Consider the following 16,483-nt stretch of genomic DNA (forward strand, 5'->3'; position numbering starts at 1 on the left):
TAATGAACGATGAACTCAATCATTGGCTAGAAATGTTGCGATCGCCTGACGTAAACGAGCGGATAGTAGCAGTCAAAACCTTGCAACATCTAGGCGATGACGAAACAATCGATGCTTTAATTATCGCTTTGAAAGACGAACATATTACTGTTCAGAAAATAGCAATATCTGCCCTTTGGGAAATTGCTAATCCTGTTGCCATCCCAGCTTTAATTGAATGCTTAACTTCAGCCGATTCAGATATTCGCTCTGAAGCGGCATCAGCATTAAACGAGTTAGTTACACAAAATGAATTGTTACTTTTACTAGAGAAGCTCCAAAATAATGATGTAAATATTCAATTAAATATTTTGGTGCTTTTGCGGAAGATACATGATATTCAATCTTTACCCGACATTTTACCATTTTTAGAATCAAAAAATCCTGAGTTAAGAGAAGCAGCCGTTACGACACTGCGATATATCAATCAACTAGAAAAATGTCCGCAAGCTTTAAATTTAATCTTTGATGAGGAAGCAAGTGTACGTCGTGCTACTGCTTTAACTTTAGAACATTTACAAGATGCAGAAGCGATCGCAATACTTTGTCAAGCACTTACAAATGATAGTGACTGGCAAGTTCGCCGAAATGCAGCTAAATCTCTGGCTATTCATGCAAATAATCGAGCAATTTCAGAATTAGAAATAGCTTTAAATGATGAACATTGGCAAGTGCGGAAATCAGCAGCACAAGCTTTGCAAAAAATTCCAGATATTCAAGTTATACCGAGATTAATTCAAGCATTAACAGATGAATATGCAGATGTCCGCAAAGAAGCTGCGATCGCACTTGGAAATTTAGCTCATCCCGATGTTATTAACCCCCTGCAACAAGCCTTAGATGACCCTGACAAAGAAGTGTCCATCCAAGCGCAACGTGCAATTCAGAAGATTCAAACAGATAGAATAGTCTCAAGGGAGCAGTAAATAATTAAGAGAAATACCAAGCCGATCGAAGCTTTGCTAATTTCGCAATACAAATTCTTTACTCCAAATTATTGACCTCTGCTTATCATCAATATTTATCAGATGGACTTTATCGACAAAACAACGATAAGTTAAATCTAAATGTTGTGCTTCTTCTAACACTTGCAACAATTTATCTGTATCTTTTGTAAATTTTCCTAGCGTTAAATGCGGTACGAATGGTAAATTTTCTCTGAAATATTCAGCTAATATACCTGTATATAATTCGTTGTGTAGTTTTACCATATCTACTTTTCCTTCTTCAACCATTAAAAACATATACTCATCCCATGATTTTTGTAATCCTTTGAGATAAATAGGAAATGTTGTCCATTTACTCAAGATACTATCAACATGAAGAATGAGATTGTTTTCATTAATAGACTCGATTATAGGAAATACAAGTGTAATATGTGGTTCCATTAAATCAAATTGTGGGTCATATTTCTGCCTTATTTGATTGATCTCGTCTGTGTTAATATTGGGGTAATGTACGAGTGCGTAAGACATACTCATAAATTATTAAATATTATATAGCAGATTTCAAATTCTCTAGGAGAACTTACACCAACATGAAGTACACCAAATATCCTTTATAACATCCAGAAGATATGACTACAGTCCATCAGCAAGAAGTCGTCCAACTACTCAAACAAATCATCGAACCTATTTTAAAAAATGATATCGTTAGTTTGGGAATGGTGCGAAATCTCCGCATAGTTGATGATTATATTTACTTACGTTTATATATTGGTTCTCATCAGCACCAGTTACAGCCAGAAATTCAATTTTTATTATCATCTTTATCTTGGTGTAAAAAAACTTATATTCAAATTTGTACAATTCCCGGTGTTAAAACAACTCTTGCAGTTTCTAGCGGTAAAGGTGGTGTGGGCAAATCTACAACAGCCGTTAATATCGCCGCAGCTTTAAAATTACAAGGTGCAAAAGTAGGACTATTAGATGCTGATGTTTATGGCCCCAATGTTCCCCAAATGTTGGGTTTAGGACAAGCTGATATTCAAGTGATTAATACTCCCACAGGTGAGAAGTTTTTACCTCTAGAAGCTCAAGGAATAAAAATAATGTCAGTGGGTTTACTTGCAGAAGCAAATCGTCCTTTGGCATGGCGGGGGCCTGTATTGCATAAAATTATCACGCAATTTTTGCAAGATGTGGAATGGGGAGAATTAGATTATTTATTGATCGATTTACCTCCCGGTACAGGTGATGCTCAAATTACAATTATCCAAGAAAGCCCAATTTGTGGAGTCATTTTAGTGACAACTCCTCAACAAGTGGCTGTTGCAGATGTACGACGTAATATATATATGTTTCGCCAAGTGGGTGTTCCTGTTCTTGGCATTATTGAAAATATGAGTTATTTAATTTGTGGTGATTGTGGTTCACGCACACCGATTTTTGGTAGTGGTGGCGGCGAACAATTAGCCGCAGAATTACAAGCGCCTCTGTTGGGACAAATTCCCATCGATCCCCGCATTTGTAGCGGTAGTGATACGGGAAATCCGATTGCGATAAACGAATACGCTTCACCAGCAAAGGAGGTTTTTACACAAATAGCTACTTCATTAAATACTACTTTTACGTTACACGATAAAACTACGCAACTTGACCAAGCTTAGTAGCTTCAGGAACTTCAATCAATTGTCCTGTTTTGACATCGTAGATATAGCCATATATAGGAATTTCATTCGGAACTAAGGGATGCAAACGAATTCGTTGGACATCTGTAGAGATGCTTTTAGCTTGGTCATCAATAGTCAACCAATTGATAAACTTGCCTTCGCCCGATCCCGACCCAGATCCAATATCTGACCAACCTATTTCATCTAGCTTGGCTGTTTTGAGGCTACTAGAAAGTAAATTGCTGATGATTTCATTGGTGAAGGTTTCCATCCCGCAATTAGTGTGATGAATTACAAACCATTCACGCGTACCAAGTAATTTATAAGAAATCACTAAAGAGCGAATCGCATCATCGCTAGCACGTCCACCTGCATTACGAATTACATGGGCATCTCCTTCAGCTAATCCAGCAAATTTAGCTGGGTCAAGTCGAGCATCCATGCACGTGAGAATTGCAAACCGACGAGATGGGGGTATGGTGAGATTACCTTTATCACCGAATTTATCAGTGTAACTAAGATTAGCTGCTAGAACTTCTTCTACAATTTGGCTCATTTTGAGTTGATATGGGCGATCGCTAGTAGGGGCGTAAGGCCTTACGCCCCTACTAACGGTGTGGTTCAAATAAACGAAAACTGATGTAATTTGTTTGACGCAGAGGCGCAAAGAGTAGGAGTTTGAGACAAGTTTTTGCGATCTATGCGGGGTAAAAGACCAATGTTCGGAGTTCGATACTTTCTCGTGGGGGAGCGTTGGCTGGGCTGGTGGGGTCTTCAAAGGCTGTATGGGCGGCAAAACGGGCGTATCCGTCTTCTGCGGAGTCGAAGCATTTGATAAATACTGCTTCGTTTCTGTGCATTTGTGGGAAATAGAACCATTTATGTTGGGAGTTATACGTGACACCGTATGTCTCACCAACCCGATCGCGGTAGACAAGATCGCCAGCTACAAGGTCTGTGGGGGCGATACTTTGCGCGTCACACAGTGCTAAAGGTGACTCTTGGATTGGTTGTGCGATCGCTCGCCAAACATTGATGATGGCAAATCGTTGTTTTAGTAACGTCTCAATATCATCATTATCTATGACTTGCGCTGCTAGTTCCAAACGAGCGCGAGTATAGCCAGATTTGGCGGTGAAGTCGTTGTGTACGCGCTTGGCGGGTTCTTTAATATTATTCTCACCTGGCTTGGAGTTACCAGCGTTACGAAGAGTGTGATCGAATATCACTACCTTCGTTGCACCTGTCACTTCTTTTAACAATTGCTCGGCTTCTGGATAGTAAACGCGGCGTACTTCGTCTTCATCGTAAAAGTTGCGGACATTAGTATTATGTCCAGTAAAGGCGAATCCTTCTCGATCTAACGAGATGTTCTCTGAGATAGAGCGAGCATTGTAAATTGGCAGTTTGTGCGTCTGATAAGTTGCATTTGTGCGAGGAATCCCGGTTGGCGGTTCGTAAGTATAGTTAACAGGTTTTTCTGCCATTGGAACCAGGTAACTGAGGTTAGCCTCTACGGATGGCAGTTCTTGGGAAATCGGTCTATCTAGAACTTGGTTATTTAAGCTCATAGGTCATCCCATTTTGGATTTTGGTTAATTTTTGGTCAATACTCAACAGTTAACGGTTCACTCCCCATTACCATACCTTTGTGTCCTATTTTTGAGATGCACCAACGGGAACAGGTTCACCGAGAACCTTGGCGAATCTTTGCAAATAGAAGTCCACAGGGTTTGCTACTGCTTGGATTGAGGAGCGATCGCTTAACCTGTTCCACCATGTCTGCAAACGAGGTGTTTCTGCTGGTAGTGTGAATTTGCGGAAGTGTTCTAAGAGTGGTAAACGTTCAAACCAGGGATAAAAGCTGATATCAACTAAGCTAAACTGGTCTCCTAAGAAGTAATCACCTTTGCCTAATCCTTCTTGTTCAATATATAAAAGTGCTTCTGTGAACTCTTTTCGTCCTTGTTCTTGTTCGGTGCTATCTTTACCACGTAAAAATTTGTTAAAAGCCGGGACAAGGCGAGTATTGGCGTAGTCTATCCAAATCCGAGCGATCGCTTTAGCTGCGGGATCGCGGGGTAACAAAGGTGGCTCTGGAAAAACTTCATCTAGATATTCATTGATAATGGCGGACTCGTAAATTTCAACATCCCCATGTTTGATAGCCGGAACTTTACCATAGTGCGAAATCTGCGTGTACCCATCTGGTTTATTTTGTAAGTCAATTTCTATCGGGGTGAAGTCAATGCCTTTTTCCAGTAAGACTACACGAGTACGTTGAGAAAAGGTAGAGGCTTTGGCGAAGTACAGTTGGATGTTGCTCATGAAATCTTTTCCTTGTAATAATCGTGACATGCAGACTATTTGAGATTGCACAACTCAAACTAAACCAATAAAACAGAAGCTGTTCATGAGCGATCGCCCACTATGGATGAAAGAAACCATTCTGTTTTCTGATTAGTGCAATTAAATAATTGACTGGCAGGTATCTACATGAACTAGATGGTATACTACACTTTATCGGTCGATTTAATGTATTTTAAATAGTATACAGTCTTTATGAAAATATGCATACCTAATTATTTGTGCAACCAAATAAATAGCTAGACATAATCAGGCGTTTGTACTCTGGGATGCTTTTTGTTGGCTGTGGCGTTCGTTTATCGCTCATTCGCAATCCTTACTGGCCACATCTGGCAGCTAAACAACTTGGACACGATAAACTCTGGCCTGTTCAATGCGATCGCGCTTGGCTGCGATCTCAACTGGGTTTAATTGAGCATCAACCACCTCAAACCCTTGCTGTTTACCGGTAGGGGTTGTAGCTATTCGACCAAACATGGTATTATATGCATTCTAGTTATCATAGTGCTATTTTTTACTTCAATACTAAGCATACAAAATTTCTGTTTTGCTAACATTAAGCTTTGCTAATACTATTTCAAGGCTGGTGATATGCAAGGCTGCTAAAACTTCATCAAAAAAATTAGTAGAGACATTGGATTTCAACGTTTTTACCAATGTCCTCATCCGTGCAAATTATTTTAATCCAAAGGTAATAGGTTAAAGGAAAAAACACTATGAATAGAGTGAACGCAAAGCGCACGAAAGGCAACACAACCTAACAACTAGAAACGTCTATCCCCCCTTAATCCTGGTTTGCTACTCTCAAAAAACAAGAATCGAATCCAGATTCTGAGATTTAGGTTGAATCAAACTTTGAAGCTTTATTTTTTAACATAAACTAAAAATTGTAGACAAAAAGTAGAAACCAAAACCCGATAAAGTTTTGGGTTATTGCATTCTCAAAAATTGACAAAAAAGGATAAAAAAGGGGCGAACGGATCTCTTGTGCGTAAGTTTTAACAACGAACAAAGGATGAAAATCTTAAACAGGGTTGGAATAATTTTCAAAGAAGGAAAAACTGATGATACCAAGTAATAGAGTAAAAGTCCAAAAACACAAGCCAAAGTTTTTTTTTGAAATTCCACCTGCGCTTAAATCTGTAAACTTTTCTTGTTTCGTTATTGGACAAAGTTTATCTTTTTTTGGGTCTTGGATGACTCAAATTGCTTTGGTATGGCTAGTTTATCAGCTAACTAATTCGGCTGTATTAGTGGGTGTAGCTGGATTTACAAATCAAGCTATGGGCTTAATTATTACACCATTGGTAGGAGTATTGCTAGATCGCTGGAACTTACGATATGTTCTATTAACTACTCAGCTAGTATCTATTCTGCTATCTTCTACCTTAACCTTTTTAACTCTTAGCGATAACATCAATGTTGCATGGATTATTGTCATTGGCACGCTTCAGGGAACGGTAAAAGCTTTCGATTTACCAGCACGTCAGGTAATTATTCCCAGACTTCTGGATAAGAAATCAGATACTTATAGTGCAATGGCTTTCCATTCATTCTTGATTAATACAGCGAAGTTTGTTAGCCCGATGATTGGGGGTTTACTGATTGCTAGGTCTGGTGCAGCTTCCTGCTTTTTAGTAGATAGTATCAGCTATCTACCATTTGTATCTGCAATCTTAACTATCAAAGTTAACCCAGTTATCAATAATTCCTTGGCTCAAAAAGCAAAAATATGGAAAAATCTTAAAGAAGGGTTTGTTTACGCATACGAATTTCTGCCGATTAAATATTTATTAATATTACAATTTGTTATTTGTTTTATGGGAATGACTCATGTAAATCTAGTGCCGATTTTTGCTCAAGAAGTACTAAAGGGAAACGCTGAAACTATGGGCTTCCTGATGACAGCTTCGGCTTTTGGCTCCATAGTTTCAGGTATTTATCTCATTTCTAGAAAAAATGTTATGGGACTGGGAAAAATTATAGCAATATCTGCTGCACTTTTAGGTTTAGGTTTAACAGTTTTTTCTCGCTCAAACAATTTGGAGATTTGTCTACTATTCATGTTTATCATCGGTATGAATAATACTCTCACCTTGGCTTCAATCAGTAACTTTGTACAATCAATTCTTCCTGATGAAGACAAAAGAGGTAGAGTAACTAGTATATTTACAACTGGTTTTTTAGGAATACTACCTTTTGGTAATTTATTTTTTGGAGCATTAACAGGTTACTTTGGTGTTAATAATTCTTTATTATTTGGCGGTGTTTGTTGCATTTTAGGAGCATATTTTTTTAGTAGACAACTGCCCCAAATAAGAAAAATAGTGCATCCAATTTATGCAGAGTTGGGCTTAATTGCCCAGTCCAATAAAAGCTAAATCCGCTTTGATGGGATGTTGTCTGGAAGCGATGTCTATGACGGGCTACGCCTACTCGTAGTTCTCTCAACTCAACCTTTCAACAACAACCGCCTTTGTTGATACTCGATCAAAACCCACCGCGTTGCGTTTTATCCACAGTCTCAAGCAGAGAATACAACACTGTGTGCTGTTACTCTAGGGTTTCCCGCTCTTGCTAAGTTTATTGTAAAAACCTCTTGATTTTTATCACCGATTGTGAGAAAGTCTGATTTAACATCTATAAAGTACGGTAAATCGATAAATTTACAGTACTATATAGCTTGACTGGAAGCAAGCCGTGGTTTTAGCTGTGCTTTAATCCGGCAACATGCGATCGGACTGATTACAACTACAAAAGTATAACAGCCATGCAATGAAGGCATAATATCGGCATTCAGTGCTGGTATGACTGTCAGGAGAATCATATCAAGTTTGGATGATTACTTCTAATAAAATCTATCAATTTAGGTTGGGTTTAACGGCAGTCAAACCCAACCTAAACAAGGATCAAATGTTGGGTTTGACTGCGAGAAGCCCTTTCTCTAGGAGATGTTATTCGCATTAGATTCTAGGTTCTTCAATCAACCGTAACCTACAGATATTATTAAGTGTTTAACCGAACTTGATATCACTCTTATGCAAGTTACCTTCCATTACCAGTAAAGTAACCCCAGATATCATCCCAAATCAGATTCAATTTCCCTGTTTCTCTGGGAGTGGGCATTTTGTGTGTGGCTAGTTGTTCTAGTTTTCAGATGCTCATGTATTCACTTATGACTAAATTTTGGGATTATTTTTTCTAGTGGAGAACATCTCATGCAAGTAGATCCAAATTCTCATCAAGGTTCCGAACAAGATACTCAGGCTAATAGCGAAATAGATAAACTCAAACAACCCCGTGTAGCTAGCAAACGTTTCTTTGGTAGTCACGCCAGCAGACGCTCATTTCTCGGTCGCGCCGGTTTGTTTAGTACAGCTAGTGTTGTGGCAGGGGTTTTCAGCTCATCTCTTTCCTTGAAGAAAGGAGGAAATGTTGTCCAGGCCCAAAGACCTCCTGCAACGTTTACTCCTGCAACGTTTAACTATAGCAACTTTCGTAATAGAGCTTTTCAAGTACGTACAAGAGCAGCCAAGGTTAATTCGGAAGTTCCTATCCCTCCTCATCCCACCAATGGAGATGAGGCGAAGTATGCTAACAAAATTGCGACGGATACACGAGGATTACCCCATAACAAGCTGGGCGAAGTGGATCTGAAGGCTTATCAATCTTTTATTAATGCGTTGACCTCCGATGATCCCAATGAGTATGAAAAGATCATCCTGGGTGGCAAACGGAAGCTGGTACAACCGCTCGGTCCATTAGCGGTTAGCTTGAGTGGGCTGAATCCGACCCAATTGACAATTCCAGTGCCACCTACCCTCGATAGTGCAGAGCAGGCGGCTGAATTCCTCGAAGTTGCTTGGCAACAACTGTTGCAGGATATACCCTTTAGTGAGTTCCGCAATAATACAACTAACCCGCTGATTCTGGCAGCAGTTCAGGATCTGAATCGGTTGTCAGCATTCAAAGGGCCTAAACAGAACGGACGAGTTACACCCGAACTCCTATTTCGAGGCACCGCGATTTACGTTAATGGCTCTGGTGGAACGACTTACTACACGTTACCAGGGGTAGATGTGGGGCCATACGTCTCCCAGTTTTTACTGCGTCCTGTGCCCGCAGGAACACAGAGTTATGTTCAGCTTAACCGTGTTCCCCTAGCTATTCCCGAAAACAGTTTTCAAACCAACTATAACGAGTGGTTGCTGGTGCAAAATGGTGGCGATCCTGGTCGAACGATTAAATTTGACCCAACCCCTCGCTACTTTATCAACGGGCGCGACCAGTCAGAGATTGCCCACACACCACCACCCGTCTATGCAAATGCTGCTCTAATTCTACTCGCCAAGCCAGTCATTAATGACTTCCTAGCTGGTGGCGTTGGCTCACCTTACAATCCCGGTAATCCTTATAACAACTCGAAGACCCAAGCGGGTGGTACTGCGACATTTGGTCCAGGGTATTCACAATCTCTCATCGCTTGGGTTGCTCCACATGCAATCAGAGCGGCTTATTGGCAGAAGTACTATGTTCACCGTCGTCTGCGAGCAGAGGCTTATGGTGGGTTGGTTCACAACAACAAGGTGAATAAAACAAACTATCCGATTCACCCCGATGTTTTTAACTCAGAAGTACTAGACCGCTTCTTTAGTAAAAACAAATCTTATTTGCTACCGCAAGCTTTTCCTGAAGGGGCACCATTCCACTCTTCTTATCCAGGGGGCGCTTCGGTGTCCGCAGGTGCCAGTGTCACCATTTTGAAAGCACTATTTGATGAAAGTTATGTGATTCCGAATCCGGTGGTACCCGATCCCAAAGATCCCACCAAGTTGATTCCCTATCAAGGGCCACTGCTGACCGTGGGCGGCGAATTAAACAAACTGGCGGCAAATATTGGCTTGGGTCGTGATAGTGCTGGGATTCACTGGCGCACAGATGCAGCAGCGTCGTTGGCCCTTGGCGAAGCGATCGCAATTAGCATTCTCAGAGATGAGAAGCTAACGTTCCGCGAAAAATTTGCAGGTTTCACCTTCACCAAGTTTGATGGTACAAGAATCACAATTTAAGGCTTTAACTGTTTAGAAAATATAGAGACGCGAAATATCGTGTCTCTACATTTACTTAAATCCTATTTAGTTTCAGAGTTTTACAATGTCTGATCTTCGGAGATTTTACTCTCGGTCGCGATCTATGTTATTGAGCATAGCGGTAGCGATCGCGCTCTTGATATCTACAACACAAGCACTCAATCCCAAAAATATAGTATCAGCAAAAGAAGCATCACCGGACATAGAACTAGCTAAGAAAATCGGTAAAGAAATTATTGCTGCTTGTCCTGTTGTCTCTGATGCTAAAAATTTAGCTGCCTTCAACTCATGCGCTGACAAACTCGCTAAACTAACAACCCTCCGCGAAACCATGAATGCACCCTTCTTGTGGGGCGCTCAAAGCAAAGTCGGTAATTATAATCTCAAAGATAATCAAACAACTGAATTTAATCCATTAGTTTGGCGTCGCATTTACCTAGCTACTTTTATGTTCAAAGGTGAACCAAAGGTTGAACAGGTAAACAATTTAATTGTGATTCACCTTCCCATTCAGTTCCGCAATCAGCTTGATATTGGTGCTTATCCTTATCCTTTTTGGCACTCATCGAAAAAGTGGAATTCTTACCAGCAAAGTACTGAATTACTTCTGTTTCTAGAACAGAAAAAGCTTAAAGGGGCGCTGCGTTCAGCTGTGGTTGACCCACAACGACCAGTAGTAAATCATGTATGGGATGGTAATTGGGTTTGGAATGATGCTCATGGTGAGAAACAACCTTATGTGACACTGTATACTCGTTTGTTTTCTCCATCGAACCCATACGTTGCTAAAGTTGATGCTGCTTATCGTGCATTTGAGGTTAATTTACGTCAACACGCTTGTATTGTTTGTCATAGTCCAGACAACGCGGCTAAACAAAATCCTTTAGTAATGCTGAGTTATCCAAATCAAGCGCTCTCATTACGACACGAAACGGTACGCCAAATCAAAGAAAAACTGATGCCACCTCCGACTGGTATTATTAACGATCAAGAGCGACAAAAGCTAGTTGAACTCGCCCAAGCATTTGCCCAAGCAGGCGACCAAGCCCTAGCTTACGAAGGAGAAAAATAACTTCTTTCAAGTTCATTCAAACAACTGGTAATTGAGTCTGATGTGGTGCTGTCTGTGCTAGTTCCTCAGCTAAAACAATCGACTGAAAATATTACATGATTTCACGATCGCCATCGTTTCCTCAGCCACAAAACCACAAAACCAACAATAATTCCAACTATGAAACTGGAACTGAAAGGGTAGTCGCAAAAGAAGCGAACTTGCTTAAAAAAAATATCTTTATTACAATCTTTTGCAGGCTCTCTTACCAGAGATATAGTTGCTATACTAGCACCTGCAACAGCTACAAGCTCTTGGAAGTTATGCTCTCGTTCAGATTTTTCCGCTTCTATGCGACTGCGAGTAGCGTTAATTGTATCTTCTAAAAGTTGCAAGCCAAGCTGCATATTTTCGATATCTTTAGTAATTTGTGGTAAATATTTTTTGTTGGCTAGGGCGCTAAATTTTTCTAAAAAATCTAGCTGATTATTTTGACCTGCTTTTTCTTGAATCAAAGCCAAGCGGATTTGATAATTAGATAAATTAATTTCAATTATTTGTTTTTGGAAAGAAAGGTTTAGTAAGTCGATTGTATATTGCTGAAGAATATTATCAATATTATTTAAAATCTTGCGAGAAGTTGTAATATTCTGCTTTTCTTGCCGAGAATTACTCTGATTGGTAATTTTTCTATTTTCTTCAATCTGTTTATAATGATTGAGCAGAGATTCTTTGACTAAACGACTTTGCCAATAAGCCCACGAAATCTTACTTCGATAACAAAATAAACCCATCCAATCTTTATAAAATTCCGCAGATTTTTCTGCGCTCTCTCGATTATTGTAAATAGTAATAATCACATCATATTCATTACTATTTAGAGAAATTGTTGCGTTTTTTAAGCTCTGATTTATATATTTCGATCGCCCTACTTCAAAAACTTTTCCATCTAAAAAAGTACCTTTTTCTGGTTGCCAAGAAGTATCTTTAAATAAAGTATAATAGCAATCTTTGGCAATATCTTCATGGGTCTGAGATGAGTTTTCTGGTAGCCAACCAGAAAGCAACCAGGTTTTTCCAATTAGTTTCAGTTCTTTATTTAGTTTTTGTTCGATTTCAGTCTTTAAAATTGCAAAAGACTTAGCTGGTTGACTTTCAGTTTGATTATTAATAGAACAATCTATTTGTAAGCCATAAGTATCATTTAATCTAACAGCATAATAGTATCCTTCTAAACTTTTATTGTCGGGAATAAAGTTAATTTGAGGAGGGTGGGTAATCTCTAAATACTCGGTTTCAATGTCAGGATCGTAGAGTTGAGTATCAGAGGGGAATTGTTCTAAAAAAGCTGCTTTGTTTTTTTGTATTTCTGCGTCAGTTGTGTTTAAAGAACTTTTTAAAGCATATAAAAACAAATCAAGTGTAGGATAGATTAAATCGCTCATCACAAGGGCAAAACTAATTTGATTGATTGGATTGAGATAAAAGTTGTTTCCATTTTTCTAAAAATTTGACTTGTTTTACTGTTTCTTCTGGTTGAGAAGAACTCCCAACAATGACTACAACATTATTGAGTTGGCTTTCGTAACCTGTAGCTTCATATTTGGGTTTAAAGCCTCTAGTTATTGGATACTTGTCAAAAGTATTGAGGCTACTAATTTCTGCTTCAGTTGGAAGTAAATCATGAGGAATTTCTTCTAGATTATCTAATTGAGATTTATAAAATTGATAAGACTGATTTAAGTCAGGATTAGGGGTAATTATTTCTAACAAACGTCCTTTAATATAGTCTTCCCAAGCTTTGGGTTGGGTGTCTAATTGCTTTGCAACTTCTTTTAAATTCTGTTTTTCTTGTTCTTTGAGGGCGGTTTTTAAGTCTTGAAACGCCAATAGAAAAGCAATGATAGTATTGTCAGCCTTGGTCTTCATAGGTTTTTATACCAAACTCACTACGACTAATATAAATATAATTTAGAATGAGATGATTACAGCAGATACCTTGATGTTCAGTTTTGATTCTTTATGTCTAAAAAGAATAATTTACACAATAAAACGTTATTTATTATACCTGTTATTGCGGAAATTAATATAGTTTATTGCACGCAGGACTTATATCATGTCCGCCAAATTACCCATAATAAAAGAACCCCACCCCCAACCCCTCCCGAAAAGCGGGGCTACGGTGTACACACAAGTCAAATTACCCCCCTTAATCCCCCCTTGTAAAGGGGGGAAATAAGAAATCTAGTTCCCTCCCCAATACATACGGGGAGGGTTAGGGTGGGGTAAAACCTTGGGTTAATCAGCTATTTCAGACTTGTGTGTACACTGTAGGCCTGCGGGGAGGGGAGACAAAGCACAGCTTTGGCGGGGTGGGGTTCTTCGGGTTTAATAAGCAATCAAGCGGACATGATATTACGCAACAATAACGTAATTTCGTCATTGCGACCGTTCGCTGTTAGCGTTTCCGCAGGGTAGGGAAGCGATCGCAAAGCCTTATTTTTTCTCGGAGGTGCGTAAGTCCTAGCACGGTTTCCTAGTTATTTCCGTAGAAACTAAAGAATGCTGTGGATTAGGTATTAAAGCTGTGGACAGATTGTGTCTACAGTTCAAAAAAAAGTTCTAATGGTTAGTCAGGTAATAAAAATGGCATCGGAATGGGCGGCTCAAGTTATTGGAATTAATTATTACCCAGAGTACACCACCCTAAAGCCGCTAACAGCAGCAGCAGAAGATGCTGAGAAAATTGCCCAGCAATTAGAACAATACGGTTATAGACCTTTCCGCGCTCAATGTTTACCTAAAACTTTAAACCAGAAGGGAGAAAGTAAAATCGATCGCCTTGGGGCGGTAAAGGTGCAAGAATTACAAGAAGCCATAGCTAATCTTTTCAATCCTCCTCCTCCTAACCCCAGCCCAGAAACAGCGTTATTCTTCTTTTCAGGACATGGGTGGTGCAAAAGTGTCGCGGGTAAAGATGAAGTATTTCTAGCTACCAGTGATGTTTTACCTGATGCAGAAATCTATGGTATACCTTTAAGTTGGTTGGGTGAGCAGCTGCAAATAAGTCAGGCTAAACGAGTCGTTGTTTGGCTAGATTGCTGCTATAGCGGTGAATTGTTAAAATTTATTCCCACAGATAAAGATTACTGTTTCATTACTGCAACTCGTTCTTACGAAACTGGTGTCGAAATTCCCCACGCGCAGGGGTTGATGACGGAGGCGTTACTTGCAGGATTGAACCCGGAAAATGACGCAGATGGGATCGTCAATAGCCACAAATTGGCAGATTTCATTATCAGCCGAATGCCGAATACAGTCCAGCGCCCGTTAATTGCCAATTCGCCACGCGCAATTTTGCTGACAACTAAGTTTTCGCAAAAAAGCTTTCAGAATAAGTGTCCTTATCGTTCCCTGTCGTATTTTAGCGAGACGAAAGAAGATGCTGAGGTTTTTTATGGGCGGAGTGCGCTGACTGGGCAGTTGATTCAACAGGTAAGAGATAAGCATCGCTTAATTGCTGTATTAGGTGCTTCCGGTAGTGGAAAATCATCTATGTTACGGGCTGGGTTACTCTACCAGCTAAAGCTAGGACAAGAAATTCCAGGGAGCGATCGCTGGACTTATATTACACCGTTTACGCCGAAAGAATCTCCTGTTAATAGTTTACAGGAGGCTTTTGCACTTTCCTTGCCTAATCTTTCGCTTACCCCGCTTAATCCCACATTGCAAAGTTCCGGTGTACAGACAAGTGAAATTACCCCCCTTAATCCCCCCTTGGAAAGGGGGGAAACCAGAAAATCTAACTCCCTTAATCCCTCCTTAAAAAGGGGGGAAACTGGAAAATCTAACTCCCTCCCCTTTACAAGGGGAGGGTTGGGGAGGGGTAATTTTACCCATATTATCGGCGAGGAGTTAAAAGCATTAAACACACCAGTCATTTTGATTATCGACCAGTTTGAAGAATGCTTTACAATGTGCGATGACAGCCAGCGCCAAGAATTCTTTGACTGTTTGCGGGAATTAGTTGATTGTACAGATAACCTTTATATTTTCATTGGGATGCGATCGGATTTTCGGGCGAGATGGCGAGAATATCCTGAATATGCCAGCAGAATCCATAAACCTTACATCAACGTCGAACACTTAAGCCGTGAGGAAATTGAAGAAGCGATTACTAAACCGGCTGATTGGGTAGGATTAGGCATAGAGGGAAGGTTAGAACAGCAACTAATTAATGATGTTGAGGATTACCCCGGAAGTTTGCCTTTGCTGCAATATACCTTGACAGAATTGTGGCGTGAGTCGAGTAATCAAGGCGATGAGGTTCTCACCTTGAAAACTTATCAGGATTTAGGCGGGGTGGAAGGAACGCTACAAAAACGCGCTGATGCAGTTTACGAAAGTCTTTCAGCAACAGAAAAAACTGTGGCGCGGCGGATTTTTCTAGAATTGACGCAAATCGGAGAAACCACAGATGTCAGGCGGCGCGTGCGTTTGGGCGAGTTGGTTAATTCCTATCATTCTTTGGAACTTTTGCAACAGGTGAGTGAGAAGTTAGCGGATAAAGATGCACGATTAATTACAAAGACGGATGAGCCGGATTCCCAGGATGTAATTTTAGATGTTGTCCACGAGGCCCTTATCCGCCACTGGCAAATGTTGCGGGAGTGGAAAGAGGAATATAAGTTAGGAATAGGCATTGAGCGACAGATTGAAGCGGAAGCCCAAGAATGGCAGAGGAATGAGAAAAAGCCAGGGTTTCTCAGACAAGATGACAGATTAGCAGTAGCAGAAGCATATTTAACTAGATTTGGTGATTGGCAAATGCTGAATGGGGTAGCCGAGGAGTACATTCAGCAGAGTCAAGAACTGCGAAATCGCCTTGAGCGAGAAGAGAAAGAACGCCAACAAGAAAAGTTGGCAGCAGCACGGCGGCAAAATCGAGTTGTTACCTTGTTTAGTATGGGGTTAGCTGGAGTAGCTATCTTTGCCGGTTATCAATGGTGGAACGCCCAAAACAAAGCCAAGGAAGCAACACAACAAAGTACCATTGTTCTAGCTCAAAGTTCTGAAACTTCCCTACTGTCCGACAGGCAGCTTGAGGCTGCGGTTGCAGCTCTACAGTCAGGTAGACAAATTTCAGGTAGACCAATTAAAAATATCAATTTAGAACAAACGGCTAACCAGCAAGCTGTAGTGGCACTCAAGCGAGCAATTTACAATCTGCAAGAACGAAACCGCTTGGAAGGGCATAGCGAAGCGGTCAATAGCGTAGCATTTAGCCCCGATGGCAAGACCATCGCTTCTGCTAGTAGGGACAAA

14 protein-coding genes are annotated in these 16,483 nt (G+C 40.3%); 7 read left to right on the forward strand and 7 right to left on the reverse strand.

The genetic code is table 11. The annotated features are described in order from the left end of the window. The first annotated feature begins 2 nt into the window (after positions 1-2). The gene (locus tag RM049_RS28750) at positions 3-965 is read left to right on the forward strand and encodes a HEAT repeat domain-containing protein (protein WP_322706602.1); all 963 of its coding nucleotides are present in this window, start codon (positions 3-5) and stop codon (positions 963-965) included. A 36-nt stretch (positions 966-1,001) separates the two neighbouring features. Here the strand turns inward: RM049_RS28750 and RM049_RS28755 are convergent, their stop codons facing one another. Then, positions 1,002-1,514 carry a 2'-5' RNA ligase family protein gene (locus RM049_RS28755; RefSeq protein ID WP_322706603.1) on the reverse strand — a complete coding sequence of 171 codons (513 nt, stop codon included), beginning with the start codon at positions 1,512-1,514 and terminating at the stop codon, positions 1,002-1,004. 101 nt (positions 1,515-1,615) lie between these two features. On the opposite strand from RM049_RS28755, the gene RM049_RS28760 reads away from it, so the two are divergent. Then, the gene (locus tag RM049_RS28760) at positions 1,616-2,647 is read left to right on the forward strand and encodes an Mrp/NBP35 family ATP-binding protein (protein ID WP_322706604.1); all 1,032 of its coding nucleotides are present in this window, start codon (positions 1,616-1,618) and stop codon (positions 2,645-2,647) included. Here RM049_RS28760 and RM049_RS28765 read toward each other — a convergent pair. From RM049_RS28765 to RM049_RS28775, 3 genes are all read right to left on the reverse strand, one after another. After that, on the reverse strand, positions 2,625-3,206 hold the full coding sequence (locus RM049_RS28765; RefSeq protein WP_322683770.1) for a carbonic anhydrase: 582 nt from the start codon (positions 3,204-3,206) through the stop codon (positions 2,625-2,627). The genes RM049_RS28760 and RM049_RS28765 overlap by 23 nt on opposite strands. 142 nt (positions 3,207-3,348) lie before the next feature. After that, complete coding sequence (locus tag RM049_RS28770) at positions 3,349-4,221, reverse strand: CmcJ/NvfI family oxidoreductase (RefSeq protein ID WP_322706605.1); 873 nt, start codon at positions 4,219-4,221, stop codon at positions 3,349-3,351. 85 nt (positions 4,222-4,306) lie between these two features. Next, on the reverse strand, positions 4,307-4,978 hold the full coding sequence (locus RM049_RS28775) for a glutathione S-transferase family protein (RefSeq protein WP_322702007.1): 672 nt from the start codon (positions 4,976-4,978) through the stop codon (positions 4,307-4,309). 308 nt (positions 4,979-5,286) lie between these two features. Between RM049_RS28775 and RM049_RS28780 the strand changes: the two genes are divergently transcribed. Both RM049_RS28780 and RM049_RS28785 read left to right on the forward strand, forming a co-directional pair. Further along, on the forward strand, positions 5,287-5,469 hold the full coding sequence (locus tag RM049_RS28780) for a hypothetical protein (RefSeq protein WP_322706606.1): 183 nt from the start codon (positions 5,287-5,289) through the stop codon (positions 5,467-5,469). A 612-nt stretch (positions 5,470-6,081) separates the two neighbouring features. After that, positions 6,082-7,398, forward strand: coding sequence for an MFS transporter (locus RM049_RS28785; RefSeq protein ID WP_322706607.1), 1,317 nt, complete (start codon positions 6,082-6,084; stop codon positions 7,396-7,398). Positions 7,399-7,691: 293 nt separating this feature from the next. Here the strand turns inward: RM049_RS28785 and RM049_RS28790 are convergent, their stop codons facing one another. Next, complete coding sequence (locus RM049_RS28790; RefSeq protein ID WP_322706608.1) at positions 7,692-7,844, reverse strand: hypothetical protein; 153 nt, start codon at positions 7,842-7,844, stop codon at positions 7,692-7,694. A gap of 391 nt (positions 7,845-8,235) precedes the next feature. Between RM049_RS28790 and RM049_RS28795 the strand changes: the two genes are divergently transcribed. Both RM049_RS28795 and RM049_RS28800 read left to right on the forward strand, forming a co-directional pair. Continuing rightward, positions 8,236-10,086 carry a vanadium-dependent haloperoxidase gene (locus tag RM049_RS28795; RefSeq protein ID WP_322706609.1) on the forward strand — a complete coding sequence of 617 codons (1,851 nt, stop codon included), beginning with the start codon at positions 8,236-8,238 and terminating at the stop codon, positions 10,084-10,086. Positions 10,087-10,171: 85 nt separating this feature from the next. Next, entirely contained in the window at positions 10,172-11,179 is a 1,008-nt protein-coding gene (locus RM049_RS28800; RefSeq protein ID WP_322706610.1) for a cytochrome c, read from the forward strand. A gap of 101 nt (positions 11,180-11,280) precedes the next feature. Here the strand turns inward: RM049_RS28800 and RM049_RS28805 are convergent, their stop codons facing one another. After that, a complete protein-coding gene (locus RM049_RS28805; RefSeq protein WP_322706611.1) occupies positions 11,281-12,603 on the reverse strand; it encodes a hypothetical protein in 1,323 nt (440 codons plus the stop codon). A gap of 13 nt (positions 12,604-12,616) precedes the next feature. Continuing rightward, positions 12,617-13,087, reverse strand: coding sequence for a hypothetical protein (locus RM049_RS28810; RefSeq protein ID WP_322673414.1), 471 nt, complete (start codon positions 13,085-13,087; stop codon positions 12,617-12,619). A 717-nt stretch (positions 13,088-13,804) separates the two neighbouring features. Here RM049_RS28810 and RM049_RS28815 point away from each other — a divergent pair. Continuing rightward, a partial coding sequence (locus RM049_RS28815; RefSeq protein ID WP_322706612.1) for a caspase family protein occupies positions 13,805-16,483 on the forward strand: 2,679 nt, incomplete at its 3' end.

Source organism: Nostoc sp. DedQUE04 (assembly GCF_034530995.1).
Classification (GTDB): Bacteria; Cyanobacteriota; Cyanobacteriia; order Cyanobacteriales; family Nostocaceae; genus Nostoc.